Source organism: Methanoregula sp. (assembly GCF_023227875.1).
Lineage (GTDB): Archaea > Halobacteriota > Methanomicrobia > Methanomicrobiales > Methanospirillaceae > Methanoregula.
Map to the genome: position 1 here is coordinate 14701 of NZ_JALOCH010000009.1, position 26903 is coordinate 41603.

General features: G+C 55.2%; 25 protein-coding genes and 1 pseudogene. 8 read left to right on the forward strand and 18 right to left on the reverse strand.

Annotated features, from left to right (window positions below; translation table 11 throughout):
• Nucleotides 1-33: 33 nt before the first annotated feature.
• Entirely contained in the window at nucleotides 34-1113 is a 1080-nt protein-coding gene (locus M0R30_RS10250; protein WP_292546513.1) for a GHMP kinase, read from the reverse strand.
• A 444-nt stretch (nucleotides 1114-1557) separates the two neighbouring features.
• On the opposite strand from M0R30_RS10250, the gene M0R30_RS10255 reads away from it, so the two are divergent.
• Nucleotides 1558-3195 carry a hypothetical protein gene (locus M0R30_RS10255; RefSeq protein ID WP_292546515.1) on the forward strand — a complete coding sequence of 546 codons (1638 nt, stop codon included), beginning with the start codon at nucleotides 1558-1560 and terminating at the stop codon, nucleotides 3193-3195.
• Nucleotides 3196-3222: 27 nt separating this feature from the next.
• Here M0R30_RS10255 and M0R30_RS10260 read toward each other — a convergent pair whose 3' ends face one another.
• The 8 genes and pseudogenes from M0R30_RS10260 to M0R30_RS10290 all read right to left on the reverse strand — a co-directional run bounded on the left by M0R30_RS10260 (nucleotide 3223) and on the right by M0R30_RS10290 (nucleotide 10329).
• Nucleotides 3223-3783: a DUF2148 domain-containing protein gene (locus M0R30_RS10260; RefSeq protein ID WP_292546517.1), complete on the reverse strand. Its 561-nt coding sequence runs from the start codon at nucleotides 3781-3783 to the stop codon at nucleotides 3223-3225.
• Between the two features lie 73 nt (nucleotides 3784-3856).
• Nucleotides 3857-4267, reverse strand: a complete 411-nt coding sequence (locus tag M0R30_RS10265; RefSeq protein ID WP_292546519.1) for a PaaI family thioesterase — start codon at nucleotides 4265-4267, stop codon at nucleotides 3857-3859.
• A 30-nt stretch (nucleotides 4268-4297) separates the two neighbouring features.
• Nucleotides 4298-4996 carry a glycosyltransferase gene (locus tag M0R30_RS10270; protein ID WP_292546521.1) on the reverse strand — a complete coding sequence of 233 codons (699 nt, stop codon included), beginning with the start codon at nucleotides 4994-4996 and terminating at the stop codon, nucleotides 4298-4300.
• Nucleotides 4997-5062: 66 nt separating this feature from the next.
• Nucleotides 5063-6379: an FAD-dependent oxidoreductase gene (locus tag M0R30_RS10275; RefSeq protein WP_292546522.1), complete on the reverse strand. Its 1317-nt coding sequence runs from the start codon at nucleotides 6377-6379 to the stop codon at nucleotides 5063-5065.
• A 61-nt stretch (nucleotides 6380-6440) separates the two neighbouring features.
• Nucleotides 6441-6992 carry a hypothetical protein gene (locus tag M0R30_RS10280; protein WP_292546524.1) on the reverse strand — a complete coding sequence of 184 codons (552 nt, stop codon included), beginning with the start codon at nucleotides 6990-6992 and terminating at the stop codon, nucleotides 6441-6443.
• 96 nt (nucleotides 6993-7088) lie between these two features.
• Nucleotides 7089-7241, reverse strand: a pseudogene (locus M0R30_RS14780) (zinc ribbon domain-containing protein); the annotation flags it as partial.
• 18 nt (nucleotides 7242-7259) lie between these two features.
• Entirely contained in the window at nucleotides 7260-8765 is a 1506-nt protein-coding gene (locus M0R30_RS10285; protein ID WP_292546526.1) for a sodium/solute symporter, read from the reverse strand.
• Between the two features lie 313 nt (nucleotides 8766-9078).
• A complete protein-coding gene (locus M0R30_RS10290; RefSeq protein WP_292546528.1) occupies nucleotides 9079-10329 on the reverse strand; it encodes a cation:proton antiporter in 1251 nt (416 codons plus the stop codon).
• 123 nt (nucleotides 10330-10452) lie between these two features.
• Here M0R30_RS10290 and M0R30_RS10295 point away from each other — a divergent pair, with 123 nt between their 5' ends.
• Nucleotides 10453-10623, forward strand: a complete 171-nt coding sequence (locus M0R30_RS10295; protein WP_292546530.1) for a hypothetical protein — start codon at nucleotides 10453-10455, stop codon at nucleotides 10621-10623.
• 12 nt (nucleotides 10624-10635) lie between these two features.
• Here M0R30_RS10295 and M0R30_RS10300 read toward each other — a convergent pair whose 3' ends face one another.
• From M0R30_RS10300 to M0R30_RS10315, 4 genes are all read right to left on the reverse strand, one after another.
• Nucleotides 10636-11364 (reverse strand): YkgJ family cysteine cluster protein, encoded by a 729-nt coding sequence (locus tag M0R30_RS10300; protein WP_292546532.1) that lies wholly within the window; start codon nucleotides 11362-11364, stop codon nucleotides 10636-10638.
• Nucleotides 11365-11466: 102 nt separating this feature from the next.
• Nucleotides 11467-12306: a putative beta-lysine N-acetyltransferase gene (gene ablB / locus M0R30_RS10305; protein WP_292546534.1), complete on the reverse strand. Its 840-nt coding sequence runs from the start codon at nucleotides 12304-12306 to the stop codon at nucleotides 11467-11469.
• Nucleotides 12293-13753 (reverse strand): lysine 2,3-aminomutase, encoded by a 1461-nt coding sequence (gene ablA, locus M0R30_RS10310; protein WP_292546536.1) that lies wholly within the window; start codon nucleotides 13751-13753, stop codon nucleotides 12293-12295. Before ablA ends, ablB begins: the two co-directional genes overlap by 14 nt.
• Before the next feature lie 11 nt (nucleotides 13754-13764).
• On the reverse strand, nucleotides 13765-14244 hold the full coding sequence (locus tag M0R30_RS10315) for a hypothetical protein (protein WP_292546538.1): 480 nt from the start codon (nucleotides 14242-14244) through the stop codon (nucleotides 13765-13767).
• Between the two features lie 320 nt (nucleotides 14245-14564).
• Here M0R30_RS10315 and M0R30_RS10320 point away from each other — a divergent pair, with 320 nt between their 5' ends.
• Nucleotides 14565-14951 (forward strand): hypothetical protein, encoded by a 387-nt coding sequence (locus M0R30_RS10320; RefSeq protein ID WP_292546540.1) that lies wholly within the window; start codon nucleotides 14565-14567, stop codon nucleotides 14949-14951.
• A 192-nt stretch (nucleotides 14952-15143) separates the two neighbouring features.
• Here the strand turns inward: M0R30_RS10320 and M0R30_RS10325 are convergent, their stop codons facing one another.
• Complete coding sequence (locus M0R30_RS10325; RefSeq protein ID WP_292546541.1) at nucleotides 15144-15680, reverse strand: SPASM domain-containing protein; 537 nt, start codon at nucleotides 15678-15680, stop codon at nucleotides 15144-15146.
• 311 nt (nucleotides 15681-15991) lie between these two features.
• Here M0R30_RS10325 and M0R30_RS10330 point away from each other — a divergent pair, with 311 nt between their 5' ends.
• The 3 genes from M0R30_RS10330 to M0R30_RS10340 all read left to right on the forward strand — a co-directional run bounded on the left by M0R30_RS10330 (nucleotide 15992) and on the right by M0R30_RS10340 (nucleotide 20040).
• Nucleotides 15992-17788 (forward strand): chloride channel protein, encoded by a 1797-nt coding sequence (locus M0R30_RS10330; protein WP_292546543.1) that lies wholly within the window; start codon nucleotides 15992-15994, stop codon nucleotides 17786-17788.
• Between the two features lie 348 nt (nucleotides 17789-18136).
• On the forward strand, nucleotides 18137-19174 hold the full coding sequence (locus tag M0R30_RS10335; RefSeq protein WP_292546545.1) for a hypothetical protein: 1038 nt from the start codon (nucleotides 18137-18139) through the stop codon (nucleotides 19172-19174).
• A 2-nt stretch (nucleotides 19175-19176) separates the two neighbouring features.
• On the forward strand, nucleotides 19177-20040 hold the full coding sequence (locus M0R30_RS10340) for a mechanosensitive ion channel domain-containing protein (RefSeq protein ID WP_292546547.1): 864 nt from the start codon (nucleotides 19177-19179) through the stop codon (nucleotides 20038-20040).
• A 274-nt stretch (nucleotides 20041-20314) separates the two neighbouring features.
• Here M0R30_RS10340 and M0R30_RS10345 read toward each other — a convergent pair whose 3' ends face one another.
• Nucleotides 20315-21526 (reverse strand): cation:proton antiporter, encoded by a 1212-nt coding sequence (locus M0R30_RS10345; protein ID WP_292546549.1) that lies wholly within the window; start codon nucleotides 21524-21526, stop codon nucleotides 20315-20317.
• A 200-nt stretch (nucleotides 21527-21726) separates the two neighbouring features.
• Here M0R30_RS10345 and M0R30_RS10350 point away from each other — a divergent pair, with 200 nt between their 5' ends.
• Both M0R30_RS10350 and M0R30_RS10355 read left to right on the forward strand, forming a co-directional pair.
• On the forward strand, nucleotides 21727-22464 hold the full coding sequence (locus M0R30_RS10350; protein ID WP_292546551.1) for an ABC transporter ATP-binding protein: 738 nt from the start codon (nucleotides 21727-21729) through the stop codon (nucleotides 22462-22464).
• Between the two features lie 15 nt (nucleotides 22465-22479).
• Nucleotides 22480-23175, forward strand: a complete 696-nt coding sequence (locus tag M0R30_RS10355; RefSeq protein ID WP_292546554.1) for an ABC transporter ATP-binding protein — start codon at nucleotides 22480-22482, stop codon at nucleotides 23173-23175.
• Between the two features lie 298 nt (nucleotides 23176-23473).
• On the opposite strand, the gene M0R30_RS10360 is transcribed toward M0R30_RS10355, so the two are convergent.
• The 3 genes from M0R30_RS10360 to M0R30_RS10370 all read right to left on the reverse strand — a co-directional run bounded on the left by M0R30_RS10360 (nucleotide 23474) and on the right by M0R30_RS10370 (nucleotide 26753).
• On the reverse strand, nucleotides 23474-24466 hold the full coding sequence (locus M0R30_RS10360; protein ID WP_292546556.1) for a branched-chain amino acid ABC transporter permease: 993 nt from the start codon (nucleotides 24464-24466) through the stop codon (nucleotides 23474-23476).
• Between the two features lie 4 nt (nucleotides 24467-24470).
• Entirely contained in the window at nucleotides 24471-25349 is an 879-nt protein-coding gene (locus M0R30_RS10365; protein WP_292546558.1) for a branched-chain amino acid ABC transporter permease, read from the reverse strand.
• Between the two features lie 72 nt (nucleotides 25350-25421).
• Complete coding sequence (locus tag M0R30_RS10370) at nucleotides 25422-26753, reverse strand: ABC transporter substrate-binding protein (RefSeq protein ID WP_292546559.1); 1332 nt, start codon at nucleotides 26751-26753, stop codon at nucleotides 25422-25424.
• Nucleotides 26754-26903 lie beyond the last annotated feature (150 nt).

The window sequence follows — 26903 nt, forward strand, 5'->3', positions numbered from 1 at the left end:
CTCCTTTTGGGCAATAAAATAATTCCTGAAACGTTATGCGGACCGGCTGATGACCAGTCCCTTGTTGTCGGCTTTGGTGGCGATGGCAATCGTCAGCCCGAGCGGTTTGAGCAGTTTTTTCATTGCCGTTCGGTCGAGCGCAGTGACCACGGCAATCGATGGGCCTACCGAACTCATGCCCACGAACTCCAGTTTCCTCTCGCGGAGCAGGTTCATGTAATGGTAGATGCCGTAACTATGGTGTTCCACTTCCGCACGCTTCGATCCCCGGAACTCGATCTCCCAGATGACGTCCCCGGCTTTCTTCAGGTCATCACGTTCAAGTGCCGGGACAAGGTCCATGAGGAACATGTAGGCCTTGAGCTCGCGGTCGCGGTAATCAAGGGTCCGTGCCTTGTTCATGAGGAGGTCGAACTCCTGTGTCCCTGCCGAAGAAATGTCGGTTGGCGGGATGAGGATGTAGACATTTTTTCCCTCGGCAAACGGGTGGTGGTACACGAGTGAGAGCTCGTCGCCCATCAGGGCCATGCCCCCGTGGATGCTCACGGCCGGGCCGACACCGGTCTCGAACCCGAACGCGATCTTCCCGTTGGCCGTCTCCTCGACATAATTATGGCCGATCAGGTGGCGGAGCTGGGTGGTGGTGAGCGGCGATCCGATCGCTTCGTTCAGCGCTGTGGCGACCGCGATCATGACGGTGCTCGTCGACCCGAGGCCCACGTGCTGATGCTCGTGGTCGGTCACCTTCAGGGAGAAGCCGCCCTTGTAGCCGGTGGCTTTTTTAAAGACCTCGATAAAGTTCCGGACAATGGGCGCCCGGTTGTAATCGATCGCGATCCCTTTTGCCGTGCAGCGGACCTCAGCGGTGCAGTAACACTGGATCGCAAACCCGATGCCCCCGCCGCCCGGGTGGTCCGGCGCAAACCGGTTCATGTCCAACACGGTTAAGTGGATCCGCGCCGGGGCCCTGACCATGACGGAGCCTTTGACCGGCTTCAAGGCATGTTTCCTTTTCTCAAGCCCCAGCGTCTTCGTGTTTTTTCCCGGGGCAAACGTTTTGAACTCATACTCAACGAGATCGAGATCGCCGCCGCGTATCTTCATGATCGCCATAGGTAACAATTCCTGTTTGGAGTGATCGGAGTTTAAGGTTTGTTATGTAAAAGAGGGAACCGGTTGTATTCTCCCGGTTCCATGAATTTCCGCTACGGGGCGGCATGCAGATGTGGAGGGCATTGAATAGATTGGTGATTGATTCGCTGGCATGTTGGTATTGTCGTGATGGTTATTCTGTGCACTCACTGGTTATAACCACCTCCGGTTTCATTCAGGTCAGTATCCGTTCCGTATATGCTCCGGGGGACTATGTCCCCGGGGCCTGATCACCAGATTATCCAGACTAGTATAAATACTACGGTAAGTTGGAAAAAAAATGACCGGAATTTTCCAACGTCCCGGTAGTTCCCGGCGTTCACGGATTAATATCGATTCACCTGATCGCTGACGGATTCATTTGATCGGGAATTAATACCTGTCACTGGTAATTAAGAATTATCCATGTATCCGGACAAGGCAACATTTGAACGCATGGTGAGCGAGGTACCGGATCTCACCATTGCCGGCCGGCAGACCCTCGCTACACTGTATGACGGGCCGTTGAGACTCCGGCAGATCCTTGCTGCGATCAATGCACATGCAGGTACTATTGGTGAGGGTAAAAATAATTCGCGTGACCTCTCCGAATCCGCACTCAGGAAACGGCTGGAGGTACTCATCAGTCATGGCATTATTGCACGTACCGGCAGCGAACGGATCAACCCGTATTACTTCATCCGCCGCCAGTGGCTCTTCAATTATTATATCATGACCAAGTGTCGTGACGGCGCGACGAGCGAATTACTCGACCTCACGATCCTTCTCCGTGAGATCTCCCGCCAGGGCGGGGGTGTCGATGCAGCACTGCCCCATCCGCGTTTCATCTCGGCGTTCGGGGAGCGCACGGAACGTGGTCATCAGGTGGCTGCAGGATACCAGTCTTTCAAAACACACCTGGGCAACAGTGCGGCCATTGGCGATTACCTTGAAGGCATCTACTCGGACATTTACGACAACCGCGTCCCGGAGAGCGATATCGACAGCCAGCTGGCCCGGGACTTCCTCCGGTTCGTTGTCGTGGCTCCCGAAGAGGAGAGCGAGGTCCGGTTCTTTATCTGGTATGCCCAGTTCTTCCATACGCTCGACCTGCACGAGGAGGCGCTCGATACGTTCGATAAAGGAGTGGAACTCGCACGGGAGCGCGGGCTGGATATCGGGGCCATTCTCGAAGGTGCCCGGATCTCCCGCGGCTCGATCCTCTTCTACCTCAACGACCTGGCCGGTGCAAAGAGTTCATTCCTCGACCGGTTCCAGAGCAGCGGGGCCTGCCCGTTCGCAAAGGCGAAGAACCTGTTCGGTGCCGGCATGGTGGAGTTGATCAGCGGGGATCCGAACCTGCCGTCAGTGATGGGCCGGTTCTCCCTTGCCCTGAACCTGTGCAAAGATGCGGACCCGGAGGGGACGGACATGGACGTCCAGGAACTCCGGGCCGACATCCTGCGGATGACCGGCTCCGCCCACCGCATAGCGGGCAGGTTCTCCGATGCTGCGGCATGTTATGAAGCGGCTGAAACGATCTATCGCGAGGGAGAGATGTTCCGGGGGATGGCATGGCTCCTGCCCGAACAGGCAGAACTCCTGCGGGCATTGGCATTCTCCGCCACCGGCCCGGAACAGGCACAGCATTTAGCCGGGGCGTCACGGAAGTATGACGAGGCAAAGGCTGCGTTCCAGCGCATCCGGAACATCCGGGGATTTGCACATACCCTTATCGGGGAATGCGAACTGGCACGGGTCGCGTACCAGAAAACAGGCACGCCCCTTCCAGACGACCTCGACACAAAATACGATAATGCGTTTGAGATCTACTGCCAGATCAATTCCCGCTGGGGGATCGTCAAGATGGCCATCTCGGAGGCACTGCTTTACCACCATGCGGCCGAGAAGTTCCCCGACAAGTATGCCGACACGGCCGACAAACTCGGACAGGCAGGGCGGTTCTGCAGGGACCTCGGCCTGAAAACCGAGCTGGCCCTCATACGGAGGATCCGGAAACACACGGATCCTGCCGCAGAACTCAACCCGCTGCTGTTCCTGTGACCTGTACCTGCCGGATAAAAAAAGAGGTTACCGGGAACTCGGCCGGTCAAAGAAGATATTTTTCCCGGTGGCCGAGAGCGGGATCGCGTAAACCACCGTGCACTCTTTTGGCACGATACCCATGTCGCGGGCGGCAACCCCGCCGGAATACATGATCCGGTTGTCGACATTGTGGATCTGGGCGGTCTTGACCGCGGAACCGACAGCAATCCCGAGGTCTGCCATCCGGATCACGCAGTTCGGGCCTTCGTACGGGGTGAAGGAGAGTTTCTTCTTCCGGCGGGCATTCTCAAGGCCGGCACAGGTGGGATAGCCGCAGCCCCCGCAGTTGATCCCTGCGGTGGTATCCCCGCGTGAACCGATGACGAGACACGCATCGGAGGCCGCGATGTTCTTTGCATCCCGGATAAAGAACCCGATATTCTTCTCTGTTCCGATCTGCTCCAGCCGGGCGGCAAAGGCCTTAAGGTCTTTTTTTGGAATAATTGCAATCTCGATCGTGTCAGTGCCCTTTCCCTTGGGTGCGGTCCGTGCTGCAAGGGCCATCAGCCCGGCCACCATGATCACCGCGTTCGTTTCACGTGCCATAGGTGAGTATGGGAGGATCGGATGAAAAAAGTTATCAATCCAGGTTATTCAGGATCCTGAAAAACTAAAAAAATCACACCCGGAACGCGACCCCGGTGAACTCGGCAACGGGCCGCTCGCCCTCGTACACCATGACCCGGTACGTGTCGCAGGCCCCGTTGTCCTGCACCCGTTCTGCAATGGCAACGAGCCAGCCCGTTGCGGGGACGAGATACAGGATGCTGACCGAGACCGCCACGCGGTGCGTCCCGCAGCAGTTTGCGGCAATGCCAAAGGCCTGGTCGGCAACAGAGAATATCGCCCCCCCGTGGGCCACGCCGCCCGGGTTCATCTTGCCCGTACAATCCATGGTGACGCGGGAGTACCCTTCACGGGCTTCGATGATCTCCATGCCCAGCAGTCGTGCATACTCGCTGTTGTTGAACTCCTGTACCTGTACCTTCACTGCCTCAGTATCCGGGTGTTCATGCGGTGTGCCGGTCATAAAACGTGATGATTTGAGACCACCAGATCCTCACTTGTATTTTTTCCGGGTGTAGGAATATTTCCCGCTCTCGCCGCCGTCCGCGACAATGTACACCCATTCGTACAGGGACTGCATGGTGCCAAACTGCTGGTAACGGCGCATGGAGAACCCGACTTTCAGTTTCCCGTCGAATTTCACGGTACCGAGGTCTTTCATCCTCATCGCAATCTCGAGGTCGTCGCCGGCATCGATGCACCGGTACATGCCGGCCTTCAGGAACGCATCCTTCCGGAACGCAGTATTGCACCCGAGGGTGTAATAGAAGGTCTGGCTGTAGTAACCGATCCGGGAGAAGGTGTTTGCCAGGAAGAGCGAGAACTTGTTACCGATCCCCTCTTCGATCGGGTACACGGGGCCATAGAGCTGGACTACATCCGGGTTGGTGAAGTCCTCGGCTATCCGCTTGATCCATGTTGAGGGAATGATGCAGTCGGCATCCGTGGTGGCGATGATCTCCCCTTTTGCCACCATTGCACCGTCGTTCCTGGCCCCGCCGACTTTTTTGCTGGTCTGGGTAAAGACCTTGTCGGCATATTTTTTCGCAATCTCGCAGGTCGCGTCCTTCGATCCGCCATCGACCACGATGATCTCGTATTCACTTCGCGGGACGCTCTGGTGGCAGAGCGAGACCAGGCACTGTGCGATATTCTCTTCCTCGTTAAAGGTCGGGATGACCACCGATATCATGGAAATGCTTGACTCCTCTCTCATTTTTGGGTCTGTCGGATGATAAGCGTGATGCACAAACCAGGTTTACGCGGATCGTTCCTGTGCAACGAAGTTGAAGACGGACCGGATGACCCCGTCCATGTTCAGGTACTCGAACTGGGCAAACCGGCCGACGAGCGGGATGCCGGCCTTTGCGCAGTAGTCCCTGATCGTGGCGATGTTCTTCTGGTATGACAGGTCATAGACCACGTACGCGAAAGGCTGTCGTTCAACGGATGAAAAGACGATCGAATCCGGGGTGCAGATCTGCATCTCTGCAAGCATACCCGTCACTTCCCGTACGAGATCGTCATCAGAAAGGCTGGCGACCTCGTCGCCTGGCTGGTACGTGATTTCTGCAAGGATGGAACTGCACCCTTCCGGGGCGGCATGACTGCTGAAACTGGACGGGAACGAGAGCCGGTTGGTCCTGCCGAGGTTTTTATCCGGGAGGTACATCCATGAGATCGGCGGAATGGGCCCCCGTATACCGATGTTGATGCAGGCAAGCGAGTTGTAGACAAGCGCACGACAGGCCTCGTTTACTTCCGGCGGGACATTCTCAAGGCAGGACAGCAGGTGCTGGACCGGTATCGTGCAGATCACCCGGTCGGCCCTGATGGTCCCGGTGCCGTTGCTGACCAGCCAGGCATCCCCGTCTTTCTTTACCGATGTGACCCGGAATCCGGTGCGGATGAATGGTTCGACCGGTTGTGCGATCGCCCGTACCAGGGCTTCGATCCCGCCGTCGAGCGGGTAGGAGAAGACAGCCTGGTGGGTATAGCCCTCGGTCTCGATCCCGATCGCGGATTTTATGATGTCCTCGACCGGGGGGCGGGGGATCCGGCCGTCCACCCAGTGGAACGACATCTTCTCCGTGGGGTACTTCCAGATCTTCTCATTGTAGGGCACCATGTAGCACTCGGCAATGCCCGGGCCGAACGTGAAATAGATCCACTCCCGGAAGTTCTCCGGTTTCTTTGCAATATCTCTCTCGACCTCGATGAGGTTCTGGACAAAACCGTTGATACAGGCAAACCGGTCTTCCATGGGGAGTTCGTACAGCCCGTTCTCGAAGGGGTACCTGACGTACCGGCCATTGTAGAAGATCTTGGTGTTCCGGTTGTTCCGCTGTTCGTTCTCCGCGATCATGCGGCGCATGAACGCGAGGACTTCAGTGTCCCGTGAAAAGATGATGTGGGAACCGCCGATATCAAACGTAAACCCGGATTTCGCCCTTGAACGGCAGAGGCCGCCATACTCCGGTTCCGCTTCAAGAACGATGACATCGTCTCCCCGCTCGTGGAGGAGACGGGCAAGCGTAAGGCCAGAGAGTCCGCCACCAAGAATTGTAATCGTCACTGCACATACGTTGGCGTGCAGGATTTATATTCGTGAGGGTTAATACGGGGCCGGTCTCCCGTCAGACCGTAATCGCTATCGGTGTCGCCGGGGCCGTGCACTGGCCGTACCGGCAGAGCAGGCCGGCGGGACAGTTATTGAGGCACGAACCGCAGTGGTCGGGATCCGTGAGGGTATCGTAACAGCCGTCGATGCAGCTGGTCTCCCCTAATGAACATGCGATCTGGCAGTGGCCGTTCATGCAGGACTGGCCTTCGGGACAGGTATTGTTGCAGTACCCGCAATGGCTCGAACTGTACCTGACATCAACGCACCGGTTGTCACATTTCATCCGGTCTGCTGCGCAGACAACGGGCTTTGTGGTCTGATAGGTTGTCGGGCTGGTGGTGAGGGTTGAAGGGACTGCGTTGGTCGAAACGGGAGTGGTGGCAACCGGCAGCGGTTCTTCGTTCTCGACAATTACATACGATCCGTTCTGCGAATCGCCAAGCGGGTTCCCGGTTCCCGTGACCGGTGATGCAGTCGCAGGAGAACCACCGGTGCCAAATCCGGTGAGCAGGAAATACATTCCGGAAATGACGATGAGACCAAGAACGACAAGGGCCGCTCCCATTAAAATGCGACGTGAGGGGCCTTTCCCACCCAAACCTGCCGGGACGGGCTGCGGCGACAGTCCGTCAGTGCCACCAGCGGGGGCCGGATCAAGGGCTGTACCGCATTGACCACAAAATTTATCGTCGGGTTTTGCCGTGGTGCCACAGGCAGGACAGGATCGCAAAAGAATCACCGGGTATGCAGGTATTCTCCTTTCCCGGGATGAGGAAAAAAGGTTTCTTTCAGTTCCGGCCGTAGTGGATTCCACGGCCCTGCAAAAAAGAGATTATTTCCGGATATACCAGCCGGTCATCGTCTCGTCCAGCACCTTGTCGGAGGTCTTCTTCGTGACCATGCTGATGGCAATCATCGCAATGACCGAGATGACGAAGGCATAGAACGAGAAGTGCATGGGCATGGCGATGAGATTGATCTTGAAGTAGCTCAGGGCCCCGAAGAACAGGGCGGAGATGAGACCGAGTGCCATGGAGGCGATCGCACCCTCGCGGGTAGCTCCCCGCCAGTAAAGCCCGGCGAGCAGCGGGACAGCGAAGGTCGCAAACATGATCCCGATACCGGCCCAGATCAGCCAGACGAGCATGTCCGGGGGACTGATTGCCATCAGGAGCGTGATTGCTGCCGCAGCGAAGACCGAGATCTGGCTGACGCGGACGACCTGGTTATCCGGTGCATCAGGGTTTAAGATCTTCTTGTAGATATCCCACGAGAAGTAGGTGCCGATGGTGAGCATGAGCCGGTCGGTTGTCGACATCACGGCTGCGAGGATGATGACGCCAAGGATGCCCCACAGGAAAACGTTTGGCAGTGCATACTCGACACCCGCGACAAAGATATAGTCAGATGCATTTTTCACATCAGGCAGGACGATCATCCCTTCCTTTACCATGGACATACCGGCAAATCCTGAAAATTTCAGGAGGAACATGACAATGCCGTACACGACAAAAGCGATCAGCGGGGCCCACTTGAAGTACCGGATATCCTTGACCGCAAGGACATTGTTGATGACATGCGGGGCACAGGCAAGACCAATGGTCAGCAGGAGGAAGAAGGAGACGACATATTCGGGCGAGAAGACACCCCCGACAACCCACGGGTCAACATTCGATGGGTTGATGGATGCCATCACCTCATTGACATGCGTAAATCCTCCGGCCGCCATGATGACGATAGGAGCCATGATGACAACTCCCGCGATAAGGACAATGCCCTGGATGAGCGTTGTCCACGAGACCGCATAGAGGCCGCCGATCACCGTATATGTTGTGACAATCGCGGCACCGATCAAAAGTGCCCAGAGGTGGGGGATCTTGAAGAGCCACATGAGGACGATGCTGACGGCCGTGTACTGGCCGGCAAGGTAGATCATGGAGACAACAATGCCCGAGAGTGCGCTCAATGCCCGGAGGGTCGTGTTGCTCTCGAACCGGTGGGCAAGGTAGTCCTGGACGGTGATGTACCCGGACTTTTTTGCAACCGCGTACATCTTGACACCGAAGAAGATGATACAGAACGCGATGGAGAGCGGGACCGCGATCTGTTCCCAGATGGTCGGCCAGGCAAACTTGTAGCCGAGCCCCGAGACACCCAGAAGCGACATGCCCGAGCAGACCGAGCCTATCATCAGCAGGGTGAAGACCCAGAACCCGAGAGACCTGCCGGCAACGACATAGTCCTCCATGTTGTGGATCTTCTTCGAAGCCCAGATGCCGATCCCGACCAGGAGGAGGAAATACAGGGCAACAAGAACGATAGTGATGATATCAGACATAGAGGTCCTCCTTGAACGTGAGGCCCCAGATCAACAGTGCAAGAATGAGTACGAGACAGACCCCCCCGACGAGGGCGACAGTAAGAAATGGCAAACCAAACATGCTATCCAAATAGTTTGTGGTATGCTAACATATAACACGATCGGATTTGATCCTGTTGTGTGGATATGACATGAGATCCCTGTATTATTCTCACTTTTAAAAATCCGATCGGTATTTGAAGGGTTACTGGTTCTTCGTATCATGAACGATGAGAACGAATCTGGAATATCTGATAATTATTGAAATTAACAAAAACCAGAAACCTGATGATCAGGATGGAGGTGTCTCTTTCCCGAACATCCAAAACAGTTTACGGTACACCCCGGCAAACGCAGTTCTTTCCAACAGGAATACCATCACCGAACAGACCAGGGTAGTAAAGAAGATCACGATATACGTGATATCCTGGATGCTCTGTCCTGCCGCAATACCTACCTCAAGAGGCATTGAGGCAAGGACTGCTGCCGCAAGTCCTTTGGGATCCATGACCGCCACAATTGCCGCATCCGATGCCGGGATACTCCGGGGGATCGTGAACCAGACGATGACAATACGCACCAGGTAGAACAGGGCTGTAAGAATGGCGCCGATATAGATGATCTCCATGTTCGTGAAGTGAATGGAGATCCCGATATAGATGAAGAAGAATGTTTTCAAGAGGGAGACGAGCTGGGTGAAAAAAGTTTTTTCAATGGGGGTGAGTTCGACTTGAGTTACCTCATCACCAAGGAACGGAAGGAACTTTTCGGCTTTGAAATAATGGAGGTTCCCAAGCGTCAGGCCAAGTGCCAGTGCGGCAATCGCCCCGGAGAATCCGAGGAGGTTGACGAATCCGAAAACAATGAAGACGAACGCCGGTGTAAGAAAGATACTCTTAATACTGGCGATTTTATGATAGATGGATGACCACCAGATGCCGGCAAGGATCCCGATGATGATCGCGATGAGGAACGAGGAGATGAGGCTGCCGACAATCAGTCCGGCATTGAACTCCTTCAGTTCTACGATATTGAGAAGAGCGAGCAGGATAACGATACAGAGCACATCGCCAATCGCGGATTCAAGCGCAAGGATTGCCTTTGTATCGTGCCTGATGTTGAGGTAATTGGTGAACGGGATGACCACGGCTGCGGCTGTGCCTCCGAGGATAGCGCCGAGCATGCAGGACTCCATGATCGTGAATCCTGCGAAAAAATGCATTACCACGATGCAGATGCCGATGATGGCAACAAAATTGGCTGCCGTGATGGCGGTTGTCCCGGTGATGGCCTTTTTGAGGTGCTCGACCGTGATATTCAGGCCGCCTTCAAACAGGATGATGGCGAGCGTGACCATTGTAAATAGCGGGCCGACAACGCCAAATGCTGACGGTTCAACAAGATCCAGGAACGGGCCGATGATGATCCCGATGGCGATAAGAAAGAGCACATCGGGAATCTTGGTGAGTGTGAAGAACCGCGAGAGGATGTTGCCGATAAAGATGAGTAATCCCAGGAAGAGTACGGTTACGGCTGCATCCATTCAATAATGAGTTGATCTGGAGGGAAATAATATGTTTTGGGAACCATTCCCGAATGGACTCAAATGCTGAAGAGATGCGCCCCACACAGAAAAGATATATGGCGTTCATCCCTATATCGGGACATGAAACAAGGGAGCAGTTCAGAGAAGAGACCGGATAGTAAATCTGATGGGGAACCCATCGATGAAGATGAGGGAATAGACGCGTTTAGGGTTCTTCAGGTCGTAGCCGTGACAGCCTGTCTGATTCTCATCATATGGTTTATTCTCCACAATGTCCTGCACATCATCTGATACCGCCAATGTTCATACCGGCGTTCCTGCAACCCGGCACTCTTCGAGTTCCCCTTCATGAAACACTTTTATTTCGACCGGCCTGCCCTGTCGGAACTCATTCAGACGGTCTTTGTGCATCTTTGGATCATGCCGAAGACTATGCACGGTAAAATATTCGTGAATGGTTTCAAGGAATGAGATCTGCTGGGTGAGAAGCGCGTTCTCATATTCCCTGACCTCGCGGGCGAGCTCGAGGCACTCTTCAAGGGGCTGTGCCGGGTCATATTGGCCGTGTTCGTATTTACGGGCAAACTTCAGCCATGTGATCTTTCCCTTCGGGTCTGCACCGCGACGGAGCAGGTGGGGATAGACGCGACAGCCGGAAAACCTGCGGTCGTAGATCCGGCACCTGCCCTCTTCAAGGAACCAGCAGGATCCGTGCTGATCATCTCTCATCCGGAGCGCATACCCTGAAACATACAGCATGCCGTTCTGGTCGCAGAACTCCGGGCCCGGTGCGGGTTCATAGGCCCCAGGATCGATCTTTTTTACTTCAGCTACATCGCGATCCAGAAGAAAAATATGCATGTTGACCGCTCGCGTACAGCACGCACCGCAACAAACACACCGGAACCTGGTCGCCCAGATTGATATCACCAGACGGTCAAGAGGGTATGCAAAGAGGCGGTTCTGCTCCTGCCGGAGCGCGACGATGCGGTAGGGAATGGGGATATCAGCAGATGAGTACAAGCAGCTCATCGAACATCAGTCACCCTCCTGTATCTGCAAGAAAAACCGCGATCCACCTGGATGCATCACGCATACGCGGTTTTCGGCAATACGCATGTTCATAACCAGCGGTCACAGTTTTTTATACCAGACGTTCATGCTCTCCACCGATCCGCAGATGTTGGTGTTATTCGGGAGCATGCCTCCGTGCTGGTAACCCGCTTCTGCGAACACGGTATTTATCGGCCCGAACCCTGCCCGGCAGATCGTATAGGCCAGTTCGATCCCTTCTTCTTTCATCCCGGTCTCCATGGCATGGAGAAGCAGGCCTGCAAACCCGCGTCCCCGGAAGAGCGGCCCGGTAGCAAAATCGGTCACTTCAGCATTCCGGTTCTCTGCATCGATCTCGCAGGACGCCACGGCACACAGGAGAGGGGATTTTTTAATCACGTAATATCGGATCGATCCCTGCATGGTCTTGCGAATGTAATCGGGGTCCGTGATGGGAAACGGGTATGTCTTGAAAACATTGCGGTAGATTGACGCAATATCCCCGACATCATCGGCATGGGCATGCATGAGCGAGAAACCGTCCGGCAGCGTGTGGGAGGATCTCTCACCCGCATGCCCGAGGGCTGCCGACAGTGCATCTGCAATGTTTGACTCATCGGGTACCACCTTTCGCGTGGGATCCAGATATTTCGCCATGAACGCACCAGGTTCTTTGCCATGGAAGAAGAACGGGACCGTGGCTTCCGTGATGTACCCGTCACGGGCAAAAACCCCGGCAACCGATACCGGTACCTTGACGAAGATTTTGGAATACCCCTCTTTATGGGCGAGGTCGTCTGCGTAACGGATGATGTCCGGAATATCTTCCGGGGCCAGTTTCATGACATAGACCCGGTTGTTGAAATGGCCGTGCTGGATGACGCTCTTCCCCCGGCGGAGGACAACATCATTCTGTGTCATCCTGCCTCCGTTCGATCCGGACATTGTTCTCCGGGATCAGGGTCGTTGTTTCATCGTAATCGGCGAGGAGTTTTGCAACCCCGACCACTTTTGATTCATCGGCGCGATCGATATTCAGCTGGAGTTTACAGTGATCACAATTGCCGTCGCAGAAGATACGATCATAATTGGCGGGTTCCTGGTAGGTGCAGATCATTCCCTCATAGTTGCGGAGCACGACCTTGTGCACCGACCAGGTCAGCAGGTAGTTGGGGAAGACGGGGATTTTCCCCCCGCCGCCCGGAGCATCCACGACGTAGCGCGGAACGGCAAACCCGCTCGTGTGGCCGATCAGGCTCTCCATGATCTCGATGCCTTTGGATACCGGGGTGCGGAAATGACTGATGCCTTCCGAGAGATCGCACTGGTAAAGGTAGTACGGTCGGATACGGTTCCGGACAAGCTGGTGGACAAGTTCTTTCATGATCCGCGGGCAGTCGTTAATACCTGCAAGGAGGACTGACTGGTTGCCAAGCGGGATGCCGGCATCAGCGAGTTTTGCCACAGCAGCCCGGGCAGAGTCTGTCATCTCCTTAGGGTGGTTGAACTGCGTGTTGACCCAGAGCGGGTGGTGTTTTTTCAGGACATCGACCAGTCCATCCGTAATACGGAAAGGCAGGACGACCGGGACCCGGGACCCGATACGTATCACTTCCACGTGAGGGATGGAACGGAGCTCGGTTAAGATCCAGTCCAGGTAATCATCGTTGAGCATGAACGGGTCTCCCCCGGACATGAGGACATCACGGATCTGCGGATTTTTCCGGATATAGTCAATCCCTGCAAGGATTTGCTTCCGATCCGGGATCGAGTCAATGTCACCGACCTTTCGTTTCCGGGTGCAGTGCCGGCAATACATTGCGCAGGTGTTGCTGACCAGGAAGAGGACCCGGTCCGGATACCGGTGGGTGATGCAGTCGCATGGGCTGTCCTTATCCTCAGCCAGCGGATCGGAAAGCTCGTAATTTTCCACGATCAGTTCCTCAGGAGAAGGGAACGCCTGTTTGAAGATCGGATCGTTCTTGTAATCGTTTACATCGATGAGCGAGAGGTAATACGGGGTGATGCTGAGCGGGAACTTCTCAATCGTCTTTTTGAGTTGTTCCTGCTCGGACGGCGAGAATTTTATCCCGAGGAGTTGCTGGAATGTATCAATATCCCTGACCCGGTGCCGGACCTGCCAGCGCCAGTCCCTCCAGTACTCCGGGGCGTACTCCGGTTCCGGGCTCTTCTGGATCAGTGACGGATCGCCCCGGCTCTCGGCACCCTGGGTGTGTCCTTTCAGGATCGAGACGAAGTCCTTTACAGTATTTTTCATCTCCCCGCTCAGGTACTGAAACCTCCGTGCAGGATCAAGAGGAGGCAGTCTCTGGCGGTCCCGGTCATTGGTGTCGGATGAGGTTGTCATGGTTCACTCTTTTAGAATACGCATACTTTTTTCGGTTTCAAATCTGTCAGGGCATGGTGATAATCGTCAAACCACCGGGCCATCGCGTTTGTCCTGGAGACCATGACCTTCCCGATTTTTTTTAAATGGGAAGGCCGGTAGTACCGCATGAAAAGGCGTTTACCGAAACAGAAGTGGCAGATGCCGCCGCAGATATCAGTGAGGAGAAGGAGGCCGGTCTGATTATATTTGTGCTGCAGGCCGGGTTTTTTTGCAGAATATTTTTCACAGGACGGATCACGAGATCCCCCGGTTTTGAGTTCACGAGAACCAGGAAGAATAATCCTTTTCAGCGGATCGTGCCGGTCTTTCCGGTCGATGAGGGAGAGATAATAACTGTTGGAACGGAACGGAAAGAGATCCGTAACCGTCTCCATCTTCTCCCTCCCATTGGGGGCGGACCCGATAAGGTTGTCGAGCTCGGAAATTGATAGTACGTACTTAGGGAACATTTGAGTTGCCTCATTTGGGGGTTCTGCTCTGCCCGTAAGAGGGCAGGGTTTGATTTGTGCGAAAATGTTCATTCAATTGACATTAACAGAAATTCATAGTAACCGGATGCACAAGTCAGTGAACGTTTCTTTGGGACTTCTATTTTAAACCCTTTCTGATTCTGATTATGCGACGGCGGCCTGGTGGACGGGATCTTATTTACGGCTGCTCTTTCCTACCCGATCAGAGATACGCAAAGAAAGATCGTAATCCCTTTATCCCCCCGGAGTACGATAATATATTAAGAAAATGCCAGTTCCCGCGACAGAGGAAGTGTCCTATGTCACCGTCCCGACATCATAACAATTCTTCACTGACCCGGATACTCCGGTCCTTTGCATCGGATCCGGGTATCGTACTGATCATCGCGCTGGTCTTTATCGGGGTCTACCTGATCGACACCATAACACCCCTGGGAGAACCGGTCTGGCTGCTCTATTTGATTCCCCTCATCCTGTCGTACTGGTCGAGCAGGTACTATGCAATTCCTGCGGTCTGTATCGTAACCCTTCTCTTCCTGATCGGCGGGATTCTCGTATCTCCCCAAGGGATAGCGATAAATCTCGTGATTGTGAACCGGTTTACCTTTTTCCTCGTCTTCATCAGTGCAGCGATTTTCCTCTGGCTGAAACGCCGGGGAGAGATGGGTAAAATACATTTCGATTGAGGTACCGGAGTCGCTCATCGGATTTATTCTGCCATCTTCGGTACTATTCGTTTACGCCCTTCATGTCTTTCCAGAGCCACGGCAACCGGGACAACTGCCCACCAGCCGAAAAAGAGCCGGCTCCTGAACGCGGGGACGTGAGAACCAGGTTTTTCACTTGTTTACGATAGGTCCGGATCCCACAGAGAAAGATCAATCCAGCCTGAATACCAGGATGAGGTGTGCTTTTTTTGCAGCAGAAAACAGTCCGGCAATCGTAAAGAGCATCCTGTATACGCGATCCAGTTTCCGGATCTCATCCGACTGCGTGAAATACCATTCTTCGAGCAGGGATATTCCCTTGTTCCATTGCCCGATCTCCGCTGCATTGTCAATTCCCCAGTAAATCCCTGCTCCGGTCTTTTGTATGGACGGGTGAGCCGCCATGCGTTTCACTGCATCTGCGCTGAAACAGTCGAATACCAGGAGGCTCCCCGGGAATTTCTGCTGCAACCGCAGGAGGAGAGATCTGACTTCCCCCTCATGGAGATACATGAACAGTCCCTCGGCGATAATAAGGACCGGTCCGGTTAACGGCACCGGTCTTTCCCGGAACCGGGCAAGCACGGGGTTCAACGCATCAGCCCAGAGTTCTGAAAACGGCTTTTCCCTGACATTCCCGACAAGGAATTCCGGGGACCGGGCGAACTGGCAGGGATAGACATTGCCCTGCGGGTCGATATTTGCCACCCGGTCGCCGGCACTGCACCCGCCGTTTGAGGATGCGATGAGGGCCCGAGCTGCAGCCGGTTGTACGCATCCATGCCCCGTCCGGTCGGCACCAGCCAGTACAGGCAGAACCGACCGGCCCCGATAGCTTTTGCGAGGTCGACAAGGGCGCCGAGTTCATTGCAGTTCTCCTTTGTCAGCGTGGTCCTGACCATCGCACGTATCCGCAGGATTTCCGATAATCAAAAATCGTTCCTGTTTAACATATCCCGGAAATAAATGGGAACAGTAAAATACATCCGGGCGAAAGATAGGAAAAAACCGCGGAATCCATGACATTCTCTTTCCCTTCCGGTATCACACCGACAAAACGGGTTCTCGTTATCGCGATAGTTGTCGGTATCATTGCCGGTGTCGGGTCTCTTCTCTTTTTTGAAGGCCTCAAGTGGGGAACGGCATTTTTCATGGGCTATCTCCTGCAGTGGGCGTACCCGGTGGAAGGGCAGACCGTTGCCGGGATCAGCCAGTGGTCCGAACCCCATTCACTGGTCCTCCTCCTGCCCATCCTTATATTCGGGAGCCTCATGACCGGCATCCTGGTAACGCAGTTTGCTCCGGAGGCTGAAGGCCATGGTACCGATGCGGCGATCAGGGCATTCCATGGCGATGGCAGGATACGGAGAAGAGTCCCGCTCGTCAAAGCAGTTACGGCCATTCTCACCATATCGACCGGGGGGAGCGCGGGGAGGGAAGGGCCGTCGGCCCAGATCTCGGCAGGTTTTGGGTCCATGGTTGCGGATATGCTCGGCCTGTCCCCCCGTGAGCGGAGGATTGCCATGACAACCGGGATCGGCGCCGGGATCGGGACGATATTCAAGGCGCCTTTCGGGGGAGCAGTCCTAGCGGCCGAAGTGCTCTATACACGGGACTTTGAATCCGATGCAATCGTTCCGGCGTTTCTTGCATCAGTGATCGGGTATGCGATCTTTGGCTTCTTTGAGGGGTACACCCCCATCTTTGCCTTCGAATCGCTTGTCTGGAATGTCTGGCAGATCCCCATGTTCCTCCTGCTCGGGGTCCTGTGTGCGATGTTCGGGCTTCTCTATATCTTTACGTTTTACTGGAGCCGCGACCAGTTCGCTGCTGCATTCAAACGGTATAACCTCCCCATGTACTTGAAACCGGTCGCGGGAGCGGTCCTCCTCGGGATTATCGTCATTGCACTTTCCATCATATCCCCGGAGGGAGAGATGCTTGGTCTCGCGAGCCTTGGGTCGAGCTATGGTTTTGACCAGCTCATGATCTATTCGATGGTCCCGCTTGTCGTGCTTATCCTCCTGCCGTTTCTCAAGATCCTGACAACATCCCTGACCCTCGGTTCCGGCGGGAGCGGAGGTGTTTTTGCCCCGGGGCTAACGATCGGTGCGGCAATTGGCGGGTCGCTCGGCATGATCCTGCACCTGGTTGCCCCGGAGTATGTCCCGCTGGCATCGGTGCCGGTGTTTGTGGTTGTCGGTATGATCTCCCTGTTCGGGGCGGTGGCAAATGCCCCCATTGCCGTGTTGATCATGGTTGTCGAAATGGTCGGGAGCATCACGATCCTGGTACCGGCAATGGCTGCAGTAGGCATCTCGACGTTGTTTAAAGGAGAGAAGACCATCTTCCAGGCACAGGTCGAAACAAAAGCCCAGTCCGGTGCCCATCGCGGCGAATATGACCGGAAAACACTCGAACGAATCCCGGTCCGTGATGCGATGATCCCCCGGGAGGCAGTCATTACAGTCTCCCCCGCAGATGAGTCGCTCAAAGTCCCCGATCTGATAGCAACAACGGGGCATACCGGTTTTCCCGTGCTCGAAGATGACCGTCTTATCGGGATTATCACGAACCGGGACACCCGGACGACTGCCGTTGCCAACGGAATGCACCAATTCGTCCGGGAGGCCATGACGCCAGCTCCATCCGTGATCCATCCGGAGGATTCCCTTGAGGATGCCCTTGCGATCATGGTCGGCCAGGACTTCAACCATCTCCCCGTTGTGGAAAAAGAGTCGCCGGACCGGCTGGTGGGTTTTCTCACCAGGACCAATATTATGAAAATGTATGCAAAGTCCAGCCATCCATCGTAGGAGATAGCAGGAACCCGAAATAGACCCCGCAGGTCCGGAATGCCAAGTCAAAAGGGGAGAACGGCAAACCGAAGGATCACGCTCCACGCGTTCGCATGGCGCAGACCGGTGACGTTATCAAAGGCACACATTTTACAATCTTTCATTCGGGCATGAATAGGAACGGATGCGGTATTTTTGATGTATCGTCAACGTGACAGGTGACTCGCACGGTGTTCCGGGGACAAAAAATTCCCCATAATTGTTTTGTGCAGCGCCCGCCAAAAGACCAGACTCCCGGAGGCAGGATTTTGCATATCCTTTAATAATTCTCCCGTTTATTTCACTGGTAGGAACCGTGCACTGTTTATGGGACACGAGGGGAAGCCTGTTTGCGAGAATTGCATCATAGGCTATGAACGGGAATTACAGGAGATTTGCGGGGCTATCGAACGCTCCGGGTCGGATGCACCGTCCCACGTTGCCATTATTGCAGAACAGATGGCCGGCCGCAAAACGCTCGTTGCTGAAATCAGGCGCATCTATGGCGATCGGGTGCACTACCTGCCACTGGACTTTGTCATCCGGGAGTCCGATCTCCCGGATTTTTCCACTCTTGCCAGTGATATCATCCTCATCGACAACTGCCAGTTCCTTGCGACACGGGTTATCGGGGGGTTTGATGTTCTTGATATCTTCCTCCGCACGCAGATTACTTCAAAAAAGATCTTTATCACGGCATGGAACACCTACAGCTGGCAATACCTGTCCTCTGTCATGCACATTGATGTCTATTTCCCCACGATCATTACGCTGACCCGGATGGATACTCCCGTTCTCAAGCAGGTGATCCTCTCGCGGTATAAGCCCGGGGAGATCCGGTTCATTGAGGACGGGGCAGCCGAACGGTCGATGTTTTTTTCCCTGATCCATAAGAAGGTACGACTGCCGCTGACCACCGCCGAAATTCCCCTTCCGTGGATAAAACTGAATTTTACCCTGATGCTCCGGAAGCTTCCCCGGAAAAAACGACTCCAGATCTCCATCGAGGATGTAATCTTTGAAAAGATCAACCGGATAGCCCAAGGAAATCCCGGGGTTGCTACCCTCCTCTGGAATTCGAGCCTGGATAAGAACACTATCTCGCTGCGATTTATTACCGAAACCCCGTATTCCATCTCCCTTGATACCAATGAATCCTTCATCCTCTCCGTCATCCTGTCCATGGAATCCCTGCACGAGAAGGACTTAGCGGCGATTGCCGGGTCGGAGATGGATATCAAGCAGGTATTGTACCGGCTTGTCCAGCAGGGCCTTGTCCAGAATAACGCGGGCTATTACAGCATCCCGCCGTTTGCCCTCGGCCCGGTGATCGATTACCTGAAAAAGACCCGGAGGCTGTGGTGATCATGGCAGATACCCTGCTGACAAATGTCACGTCCGAAGTTGCGTCCGAACTCCCGATCAAGAATATCGATGTGAACCTGATCGTCTATATTATCAGTATCATCGTCATCGCCTATGTCCTCACCTGGCTGCTCAGTTTCATCCTGATACACGTATCGGAGCGGATCGGCTGGTACCGGACATCGATCACGATGACCATCCCGCTCTTAAAACTCCTCGTTTACATCGTGGCCCTGTATTATATCATCATCGCGGTGATCGAACCCTCGCTGACCCAGATGATCGCATTCTCGGGGCTCTTTGGTGCTGCCATCGGGTTCGGGTTGAAAGATCTCTTTGCGGATATCGTGGGCGGGGTCGTGATCATCTTTGAAAAACCGTACCAGATCGGCGACAAGGTGACGATTGACGACAAGTACGGGGAAGTGAAGGATATCGGTATCCGTTCGACACGCATCCAGACACCCGCCGACGAACTCGTATCGATACCGAACTTTACCCTGTTCAGCCGGCCGGTGACCAGCGGCAATGCCGGCGACCTGGCGATGATGATCGTCATTGATCTCTTCATCCATCCCAGCTCCGATGCCGAGAAGGCAATGAAGATCCTCAAAGAGGCGCTGGTTACCTCGAAATACGTGATAATCTCGAAAAAATATCCCTATACCGTGCTGCTCGAGGACTTCCCGTTCTACAAGCGTGTCCGTGCCAAGGGATATGTCAACGATCTCCGGCTGGAGTTTGAGTTCAAATCGGAAGTGACGAGAAGAGCCTGGGGCGAGTTCCAGAAGGAGGGGATACTGCCGCCTTCGTTTGTGCCGCCTTCGGGAACGTTACGCGGTGAACCACCGCAGACGAGCACATAGTCCTTTTATTGTTGCCATGTTTTTTCAACACTTACCCGCACAGGGCATTACTGTCCTGCTCCAGGAACGGCGTGATCATAGTATAGTCCTGACTCTAATCCCGAGCTGAACAATTTGAATACTTCCCTGAAAACGAGGATAATGCAGGAGATGCCAGACTTGACGCCTCACTGCCAGCCGATACCGGCCCGGTAAATTCTGCCGTAATCTCCCGTTTCCCATCAATCTCTGGACGGGCATTACACGGAATTATCAGTGCCAGAAAACAGGAGGGTTATGTTCCCTCATCCCCGGGTGCGCCAGCGGTACCATACGTGCACTCTCCTTTGTAGAACCAGTTCCGGTACACGATTGGCGTAACGATGGTTGTCAGCAGGCTCATGAGCACGATGGCGACATATGCGCCCTGCCCGATGATACCGGCTTCAAGTCCGATAAGGGCCACGATCATCGCCACCTCCCCCCGCGGGGCCATGCCGAACCCGACAATGAGCGAGTCTTTCGTGCAGAGGCCCCCCAGCTTTGCCGGGATCCCGCAGCCGACTACCTTGGTGATGATAGCAATAATGGTCAGGGCGACCAAGAACAATAAGATCTCATACGTGACTTCGTGGAGGTCGGCGATGACCCCCAGCGAAACGAAGAAGATCGAGGCGAAGATGATCTGGAGATATTCCGCCCCTTCTTTGAGGCTGTGGCTCTGGTGAAGCTCGACATCCTTGAATGAAACGCCTGCGATGAACGCACCGACAATTGCCGAGAGTCCCACCATCTCGGCGAGCATCGCATAGAGAAAGGCAAGCATCATGGCAAAGAGGAAGATGAACTCCGGGAATTTCTTCACGAATGCCGTTGAATCAAGCCTGACGAGGAATTTACTGACCACGAGCAGGCCGAACGCTGCTGCAATGACGATGAAAGCGATTGCCTTGATACTTACCAGCGCAATCCCGAGATACGAGAACGATCCGCCAACAACATCCGTGCTGATTGCAAGGACGAGCAGGGCGAGAACGTCATCGATGACCGCAGCGCCGATGATCGCTTTGGCGGCGTCTGTCTGGAGCTTGCCCAGTTCCTTTAAGACATTCGCCGTGATCGCGATGCTCGTTGCCGTACACGCAGTCCCGATAAAGATCGCGCTGGCTGAATCGAACCCGAACAGGACGGCAAGCCACCATCCGCCGATCCATGGGACGATCACCCCGACGAGAGCTATGGCAAAATTTCTCGGGTGGATGATATCCTTCATGTTGAACTCGAACCCGATCACGAACAGGAGGATGACTGCGCCGAGATGGGCGAGGCTGCGGACAAAGTCCGTGTAGGTGATCCACCCGAGCACGCTCGGGCCGACAAGGAGCCCGACAAGGATGAGCCCGATAACGGCGGACTGGTTGATCCTTGACGCAATCAGGTATCCGCCGAGCGCCACGAAGAGGAGCAGGCTCATCTGGAATTCCGGCGAAGTGAAGAGGTTATCCATCGTGATTTACTTGGAAGCGAGAGTAAAAACAGTTTCTGGTTTTTCAAGACAGATTCCAGATTGTTCCGGTGCAAACCTTAAAAACGGACAATCCGTGTAAATTGTCGATTGAACCACAAGAGCTCAAAACTGTTGACGTAATACGATCTTTAATATCGTACCGTGCTAACCTATAGCACAGAGCATCCCCGCTTCCCGAGGTGACTGAAACGCTCGCACTCACCGGAGTAACCAAACAGATAGGCGGCCTCACCGCAGTGAACAATGTCGACATGACCATCGGTGACGGCCAGATCGTAGGACTTGTGGGGCCGAACGGCGCCGGCAAGACCACGCTCCTGAATATCATCTCCGGCATGATCTCCCCGACCGCGGGGAAGGTCTCGTTCCTGGGCGAAGATATCACCGGCATGAAAGCGGACCGTATCTGCCGGAAGGGGATAGCAAAGACATTCCAGATCGCAGAATCCTTCCCGAACCTGAGCGCAGAGCAGTGCGTCATGATCGGAATACTGTTCGGAAACCACCATGCCCCGGGCATGCGGCAAGCGGAGACAGAGGCTAGGGAGATCCTTGACGAAGTCAATTTCCCGAGGGAGAAGACCGGAACCCTGACGCGGAACCTCAACGTGGTCGAACTCAAGCGCCTGCAGCTCGCCCGTGCCCTTGCCTGCCACCCGAAACTCCTCCTCCTTGACGAGATCACTACCGGGCTCAACCCGAGCGAGAGTAACGAAGCGGTCGGGCTCATCCGTAAGATCCGGGACAACGGGACATCCATCCTCATCATTGAGCACGTGATGAGCGTTATCATGGGTGTCTCCAGCCGCATTGTCGTGCTCGACCATGGCGAGAAGATCGCTGACGGCCACCCACATGATGTCGTGAACAACCAGCGGGTCATCGATACATACCTCGGCGATATCGACGCATTTTAAGGAGGTATCGCATCCATGCTGTCAGTCTCCAGTCTCAATGTCTTCCACGGGAACCTTCAGGTGGTCTGGGACCTCTCGTTCCGGGTCAACAAGGGCGAGCTCGTAACCATGATCGGCCCGAACGGAGCCGGCAAGACGACCACGGTCGAGACGATCGTGGGGCTCAACCGGAAGGCAACGGGATCGGTTGTGTTCGATGGCGAGCCGATTCTCGGAAAGCACCCGAATGAACTCTTCTCAAAAGGACTTGCCCTGGTTCCCGAGAAACGGGAGATATTCCCGTCAATGCCCGTTATCGAGAACCTCCGTCTCGGAGGTATGGGCAACAAGGACCCGGAAGCGGCCCTCGCCCGCATCTTCCGGCTCTTCCCGGTCCTGCAGGAGCGGGAACGGCAGGAAGCAGGCACATTGAGTGGTGGCGAACAGCAGATGCTTGCCATTGGCCGGGCACTCATGTCGGAACCCCGCCTCCTCATCCTTGACGAACCATCGACCGGCCTCTCCCCCCTCCTCACCGGCCAGGTCTTCCGGTCGCTCGAGCAGCTAGGCAGGGAAGGAATGACGATCCTCCTGCTGGAGCAGAACGTGAGAAATGCGCTCGCGATGTGCGACCGGGGATATGTGCTGGAAAACGGCCGGATCGTGCAGGAAGGCAATTCCAGGGAACTCATGCACGATGCCCGGATACAGAAGGCGTATCTGGGGTTCTGATTTTTTTACTTTGTGAGTTCTCCCATCCCCTTCGGGGGTCGCTCGACCTCCCCGACGGGACCTCGCTGGGATGATTGCCTGGATGTTAATTTTAAGTAATTGCCTCACCGTGCCTCAAAGATCCCTGATGGGTTCTTTTCGAATTTGTGGTTCGGATGAATCTGATACTTTCATCAGAAAGTCGAGGAGGAGAAGAGTCGTAAGCTCTTCGAACCACTCAATCGTCGAAGATGGCCTGAGGCGGGGAGCCATCATAATCAAATGAAAAAAATAAAATTAAAATTTTAAAAATGCTAGGCTAACCCGCTGCCACCGGTTCTCCCTCAGGTTCCTTCCTCTTCCTCCTCTTCACCCACTCCTGCACCTGTTCCGGCAGGCTGACAAGCCCCTTGGGAAGGAAGATGATAGTGAGGATGAGGATGACTCCGATAATCACGTACCTCGCGAAGGTGAGCCCGGTCTCTTTCAAACCCTCCCATATGATGGTGAGGACTACCGTGCCTACAATCGGGCCGGCCAACGTGCCGAGCCCGCCGAGGATCACATACGTGATCGGCCAGAACGAGTTGTCGACGCCATATAATTCCGGCGTGATATAGCCGATGTGGTGGATCTGGAGCGCCCCGGCAACTCCTGCGATGAATGCGGAGATCCCAAATGCGAGGAGCCGGTAGCGGACCGGGTCGACACCCGCCGCCCGTGCCTCGGTCTCGTTCTCGCGGATCGCAAGGAAGGCGAGGCCGACTTTTGATCTCATAATATACCAGATAGCGACGATAGCACCGATGGTGATGATGAGGATTGCGTAATATTCGATCAACTGGTAGCCCGGGACGGACGGGCTCACGAGCCGGGGCGACGGGATCCCGTCCCATCCCCCGGTCATGGGCGCGAGCACGCTGACGGTCAGGGTCTGGACGATGATGGCGAACCCGAAGGTGACCATCGCAAGGAACCATTCCTTGAGCCGGACACAGGTGAGTCCGATGAGAATTCCGATGATAGCCGCGACTGCAGCGCCGATAAAGATAGTGACGAACGGCGTAATGCCGAACTTCACCGCAATGATTGTCGACGCATATGCGCCGATACCAAAGAACGCGGCATGGCCAAGCGAGCCCTGGCCGGAATATGCAAGGAGGTTCCAGGCCGACGCAAAGATGATGGAGATCAGCATCAGGACCGCGAGGTTGACGATGAACATATTATCGGTGAGGAACGGAATGGCTGCACCAATGAGCAGTGCCGCGATGGTGCCGTACATTGTCACGTTCTCCCGCGTCAGCTGCATGGCATCATCCCTCCTTCCCGCCAAAGAGACCGGTCGGGCGGATGATGAGTACAACGATCAGGATGATGAACGAGACCGCGTCCTTCCAGATGCCGCCCAGGAGGAATGCGGCACCGTTCTCGGCCAGGCCCATCAGGAGCCCGCCGATGATCGCACCGGGGATGCTGCCCAGGCCGCCGAGGATGATGATAGCGAATGCCTTGACCGCGGGGATCGAACCCATGTACGGGTTGAAGACCTGCCCGCTCACCACCCAGAGCGTGCCTGCCGCTGCAGCGAGTGCGCACCCGAGGCCGAAACTGATCACATCAATCCGCTCGACATCGATCCCGACAAGCATCGCCCCCTTCCGGTTCTGGCTCGTTGCCCGCATCTGCATGCCAATCGTGGTCTTCTTCAGGAAGAGGAACAATCCGCAGAGGATCGCAGCGGTGACGACCATGATGATGATGTAGTCGAGGGGGACCGAGAGCGGGCCGATAGGGACCGTCATGCTTTCATATGGGCTCTTGACACTCTGCCATGCGTCCCCCCAGATCATGGCAGCGCCGTTCTGGAATATGTAGATGAGGCCGATCGAGAGGAAGATCTCGTTGAGTTTGCCGGTGCCGAGAATGGGGCGGAAACAGAGCCGCTCGACGACCGCGCCGATGCCCACAAGAACGACCATTGACAAAAGGAGGATGACGAAGGGGTTGAAGCCCGTGAGGAAAAATACCGTGGCCGTGATGTAGGCACCGATCATGAGGAACTCGCCGTGTGCGAAATTGACAACCTTCATCACGCCGAAGATCAGGTTCAGCCCGGTGGCAAGCAGGATGTAGATACAGCCGGCATAGAGTCCCCAGAAGATGATCTGGAGAAAGATCGAGAACTCGTCCATGGCCTGAATCAGCACCTGCCCGGGTATATGCAGTATATCGTTATGCCCATTATAAAAAGGGAATATGATGGCCTACGAGCTGCTGCCTGCCACGTACCATGACGGCAGGACAAACCCGGTTGTCTTCAGGTTGTCGGGCCAGACAATTGCAGGCCGGGTCTCACCGGACTGTGCATCGGGCGAGAGCTGCTCCATCCAGAGGTCGAAACCCGATTCGCGGTAATCGGATGAGAACGAGATGGTGCCATCCTTCATCGCCTCGATAACCTGCGGCATCTTCAGGTCCACGAGGGCCTGTCGCACCGCGGCCTTGTCCGTTGTCCCTGCGTTCCCGATCGCCTTTACTGCGATAAAGACACCGTCATAGGTCGATGCCCCCATCATGTCCGGGTACGTCCCGAACCTGGCAAAATATGCCTGCTTAAATACATCCTGGTCGGCTGCAACAGCGCCTGCCGGGGCAGTGTAGGGCGAGAACCGGCTCTCGATGATCGCTCCTTCGCCGTACTGGCCAACGTCCTTGTAGAACTGGGCATTGTCATTGTTCTCGGCCGAGAGGAAGATCGTGTTCAGGCCGATGTCCCTGCGTGCCTGCGTTATTGCAGGAGCCCCCTCGTTCGGGAATGCACCGAGGTACAAGGCATCGGGCTTTTCCGCCTTGATCGCGGTCAGCTGCGTCCGGAAGTCGCTCTCCCCCATCCTGAAGCTCTGCTGGGAGACGAGGACGATATTGAGCTTGTTCTTCGTGATCGTATCGTTCACCGCGGTCTGTATCCCCTTGCCGAATGCCGTGTCCTGGTAGAGGAGGGCGAGACGGAACGGCCGGTCGGAGGACGCGCCCGCTTTCTGGTTAACAGCAGGACGGACAACCTGGTCGATGAACTGCGTGGTATACTGGCCGTACGTGTCCGTGGTCGGGCAGTGGTGGAAGATATAACTCGTATCGATGTCGGTCCGGTGGGTGATGATCGGGCTCGATGCGCCGGTCACGATGTACGGGACCTTGTACTCGGCGATGGTCTGCTCGTACGCCGAGGTGACAGCGCTCGAGTACCCGCCGACAAGGATGTCGACCTTGTCATCGGTGATCAATTTGGTCGCGGCCTTCTGGCCGCCAGCCTGTGTGGACTCGTCGTCCCCGACAATCAGCGTGATCTGGGCCTTTTTCCCATCCTGTAAGGTCACGCCACCCTCGGCATTGATCTTCTCGGCCGCCACCTGGGCAGACTGCCACATGTTCGTACCGACATTGCTTGCAGGGCCGGTCAGGGACGCAATGACGCCGACCCTGACGACGTCCTGCGATGCAGCAGGGGTCTGCTGCGTTGAAGCTGGTTGTGAGCAGCCAGCGATGAATGCGGCCGCGATGAGCAGGACCACAATTACGAGAACAGAATACTTCATGGAACTTCCTCTATGCTATGATATAGCATGGCATAGGATTGATGGGGAGCCGGCGTAATAATAGTATCGGTTTATCTCCGGCGTGGTGCACCTGGCATGAAGCCCATTCCCATATGCCCCGTTTGATCTTGCCTGCCAATGAAAGAATAA

Coding starts and splice junctions, on each gene's coding strand:
- M0R30_RS10250 (WP_292546513.1), bottom strand. CDS start 1,113: ATGGCGATCATGAAGATACGCGGCGGCGATCTCGATCTCGTTGAGTAT.
- M0R30_RS10255 (WP_292546515.1), top strand. CDS start 1,558: ATGTATCCGGACAAGGCAACATTTGAACGCATGGTGAGCGAGGTACCG.
- M0R30_RS10260 (WP_292546517.1), bottom strand. CDS start 3,783: ATGGCACGTGAAACGAACGCGGTGATCATGGTGGCCGGGCTGATGGCC.
- M0R30_RS10265 (WP_292546519.1), bottom strand. CDS start 4,267: ATGACCGGCACACCGCATGAACACCCGGATACTGAGGCAGTGAAGGTA.
- M0R30_RS10270 (WP_292546521.1), bottom strand. CDS start 4,996: ATGATATCGGTGGTCATCCCGACCTTTAACGAGGAAGAGAATATCGCA.
- M0R30_RS10280 (WP_292546524.1), bottom strand. CDS start 6,992: ATGGGAGCGGCCCTTGTCGTTCTTGGTCTCATCGTCATTTCCGGAATG.
- M0R30_RS10285 (WP_292546526.1), bottom strand. CDS start 8,765: ATGTCTGATATCATCACTATCGTTCTTGTTGCCCTGTATTTCCTCCTC.
- M0R30_RS10290 (WP_292546528.1), bottom strand. CDS start 10,329: ATGGATGCAGCCGTAACCGTACTCTTCCTGGGATTACTCATCTTTATC.
- M0R30_RS10295 (WP_292546530.1), top strand. CDS start 10,453: ATGAAACAAGGGAGCAGTTCAGAGAAGAGACCGGATAGTAAATCTGAT.
- M0R30_RS10300 (WP_292546532.1), bottom strand. CDS start 11,364: ATGAGCTGCTTGTACTCATCTGCTGATATCCCCATTCCCTACCGCATC.
- ablB (WP_292546534.1), bottom strand. CDS start 12,306: ATGACACAGAATGATGTTGTCCTCCGCCGGGGGAAGAGCGTCATCCAG.
- ablA (WP_292546536.1), bottom strand. CDS start 13,753: ATGACAACCTCATCCGACACCAATGACCGGGACCGCCAGAGACTGCCT.
- M0R30_RS10315 (WP_292546538.1), bottom strand. CDS start 14,244: ATGTTCCCTAAGTACGTACTATCAATTTCCGAGCTCGACAACCTTATC.
- M0R30_RS10320 (WP_292546540.1), top strand. CDS start 14,565: ATGTCACCGTCCCGACATCATAACAATTCTTCACTGACCCGGATACTC.
- M0R30_RS10330 (WP_292546543.1), top strand. CDS start 15,992: ATGACATTCTCTTTCCCTTCCGGTATCACACCGACAAAACGGGTTCTC.
- M0R30_RS10335 (WP_292546545.1), top strand. CDS start 18,137: ATGGGACACGAGGGGAAGCCTGTTTGCGAGAATTGCATCATAGGCTAT.
- M0R30_RS10340 (WP_292546547.1), top strand. CDS start 19,177: ATGGCAGATACCCTGCTGACAAATGTCACGTCCGAAGTTGCGTCCGAA.
- M0R30_RS10345 (WP_292546549.1), bottom strand. CDS start 21,526: ATGGATAACCTCTTCACTTCGCCGGAATTCCAGATGAGCCTGCTCCTC.
- M0R30_RS10355 (WP_292546554.1), top strand. CDS start 22,480: ATGCTGTCAGTCTCCAGTCTCAATGTCTTCCACGGGAACCTTCAGGTG.
- M0R30_RS10360 (WP_292546556.1), bottom strand. CDS start 24,466: ATGCAGCTGACGCGGGAGAACGTGACAATGTACGGCACCATCGCGGCA.
- M0R30_RS10365 (WP_292546558.1), bottom strand. CDS start 25,349: ATGGACGAGTTCTCGATCTTTCTCCAGATCATCTTCTGGGGACTCTAT.
- M0R30_RS10370 (WP_292546559.1), bottom strand. CDS start 26,753: ATGAAGTATTCTGTTCTCGTAATTGTGGTCCTGCTCATCGCGGCCGCA.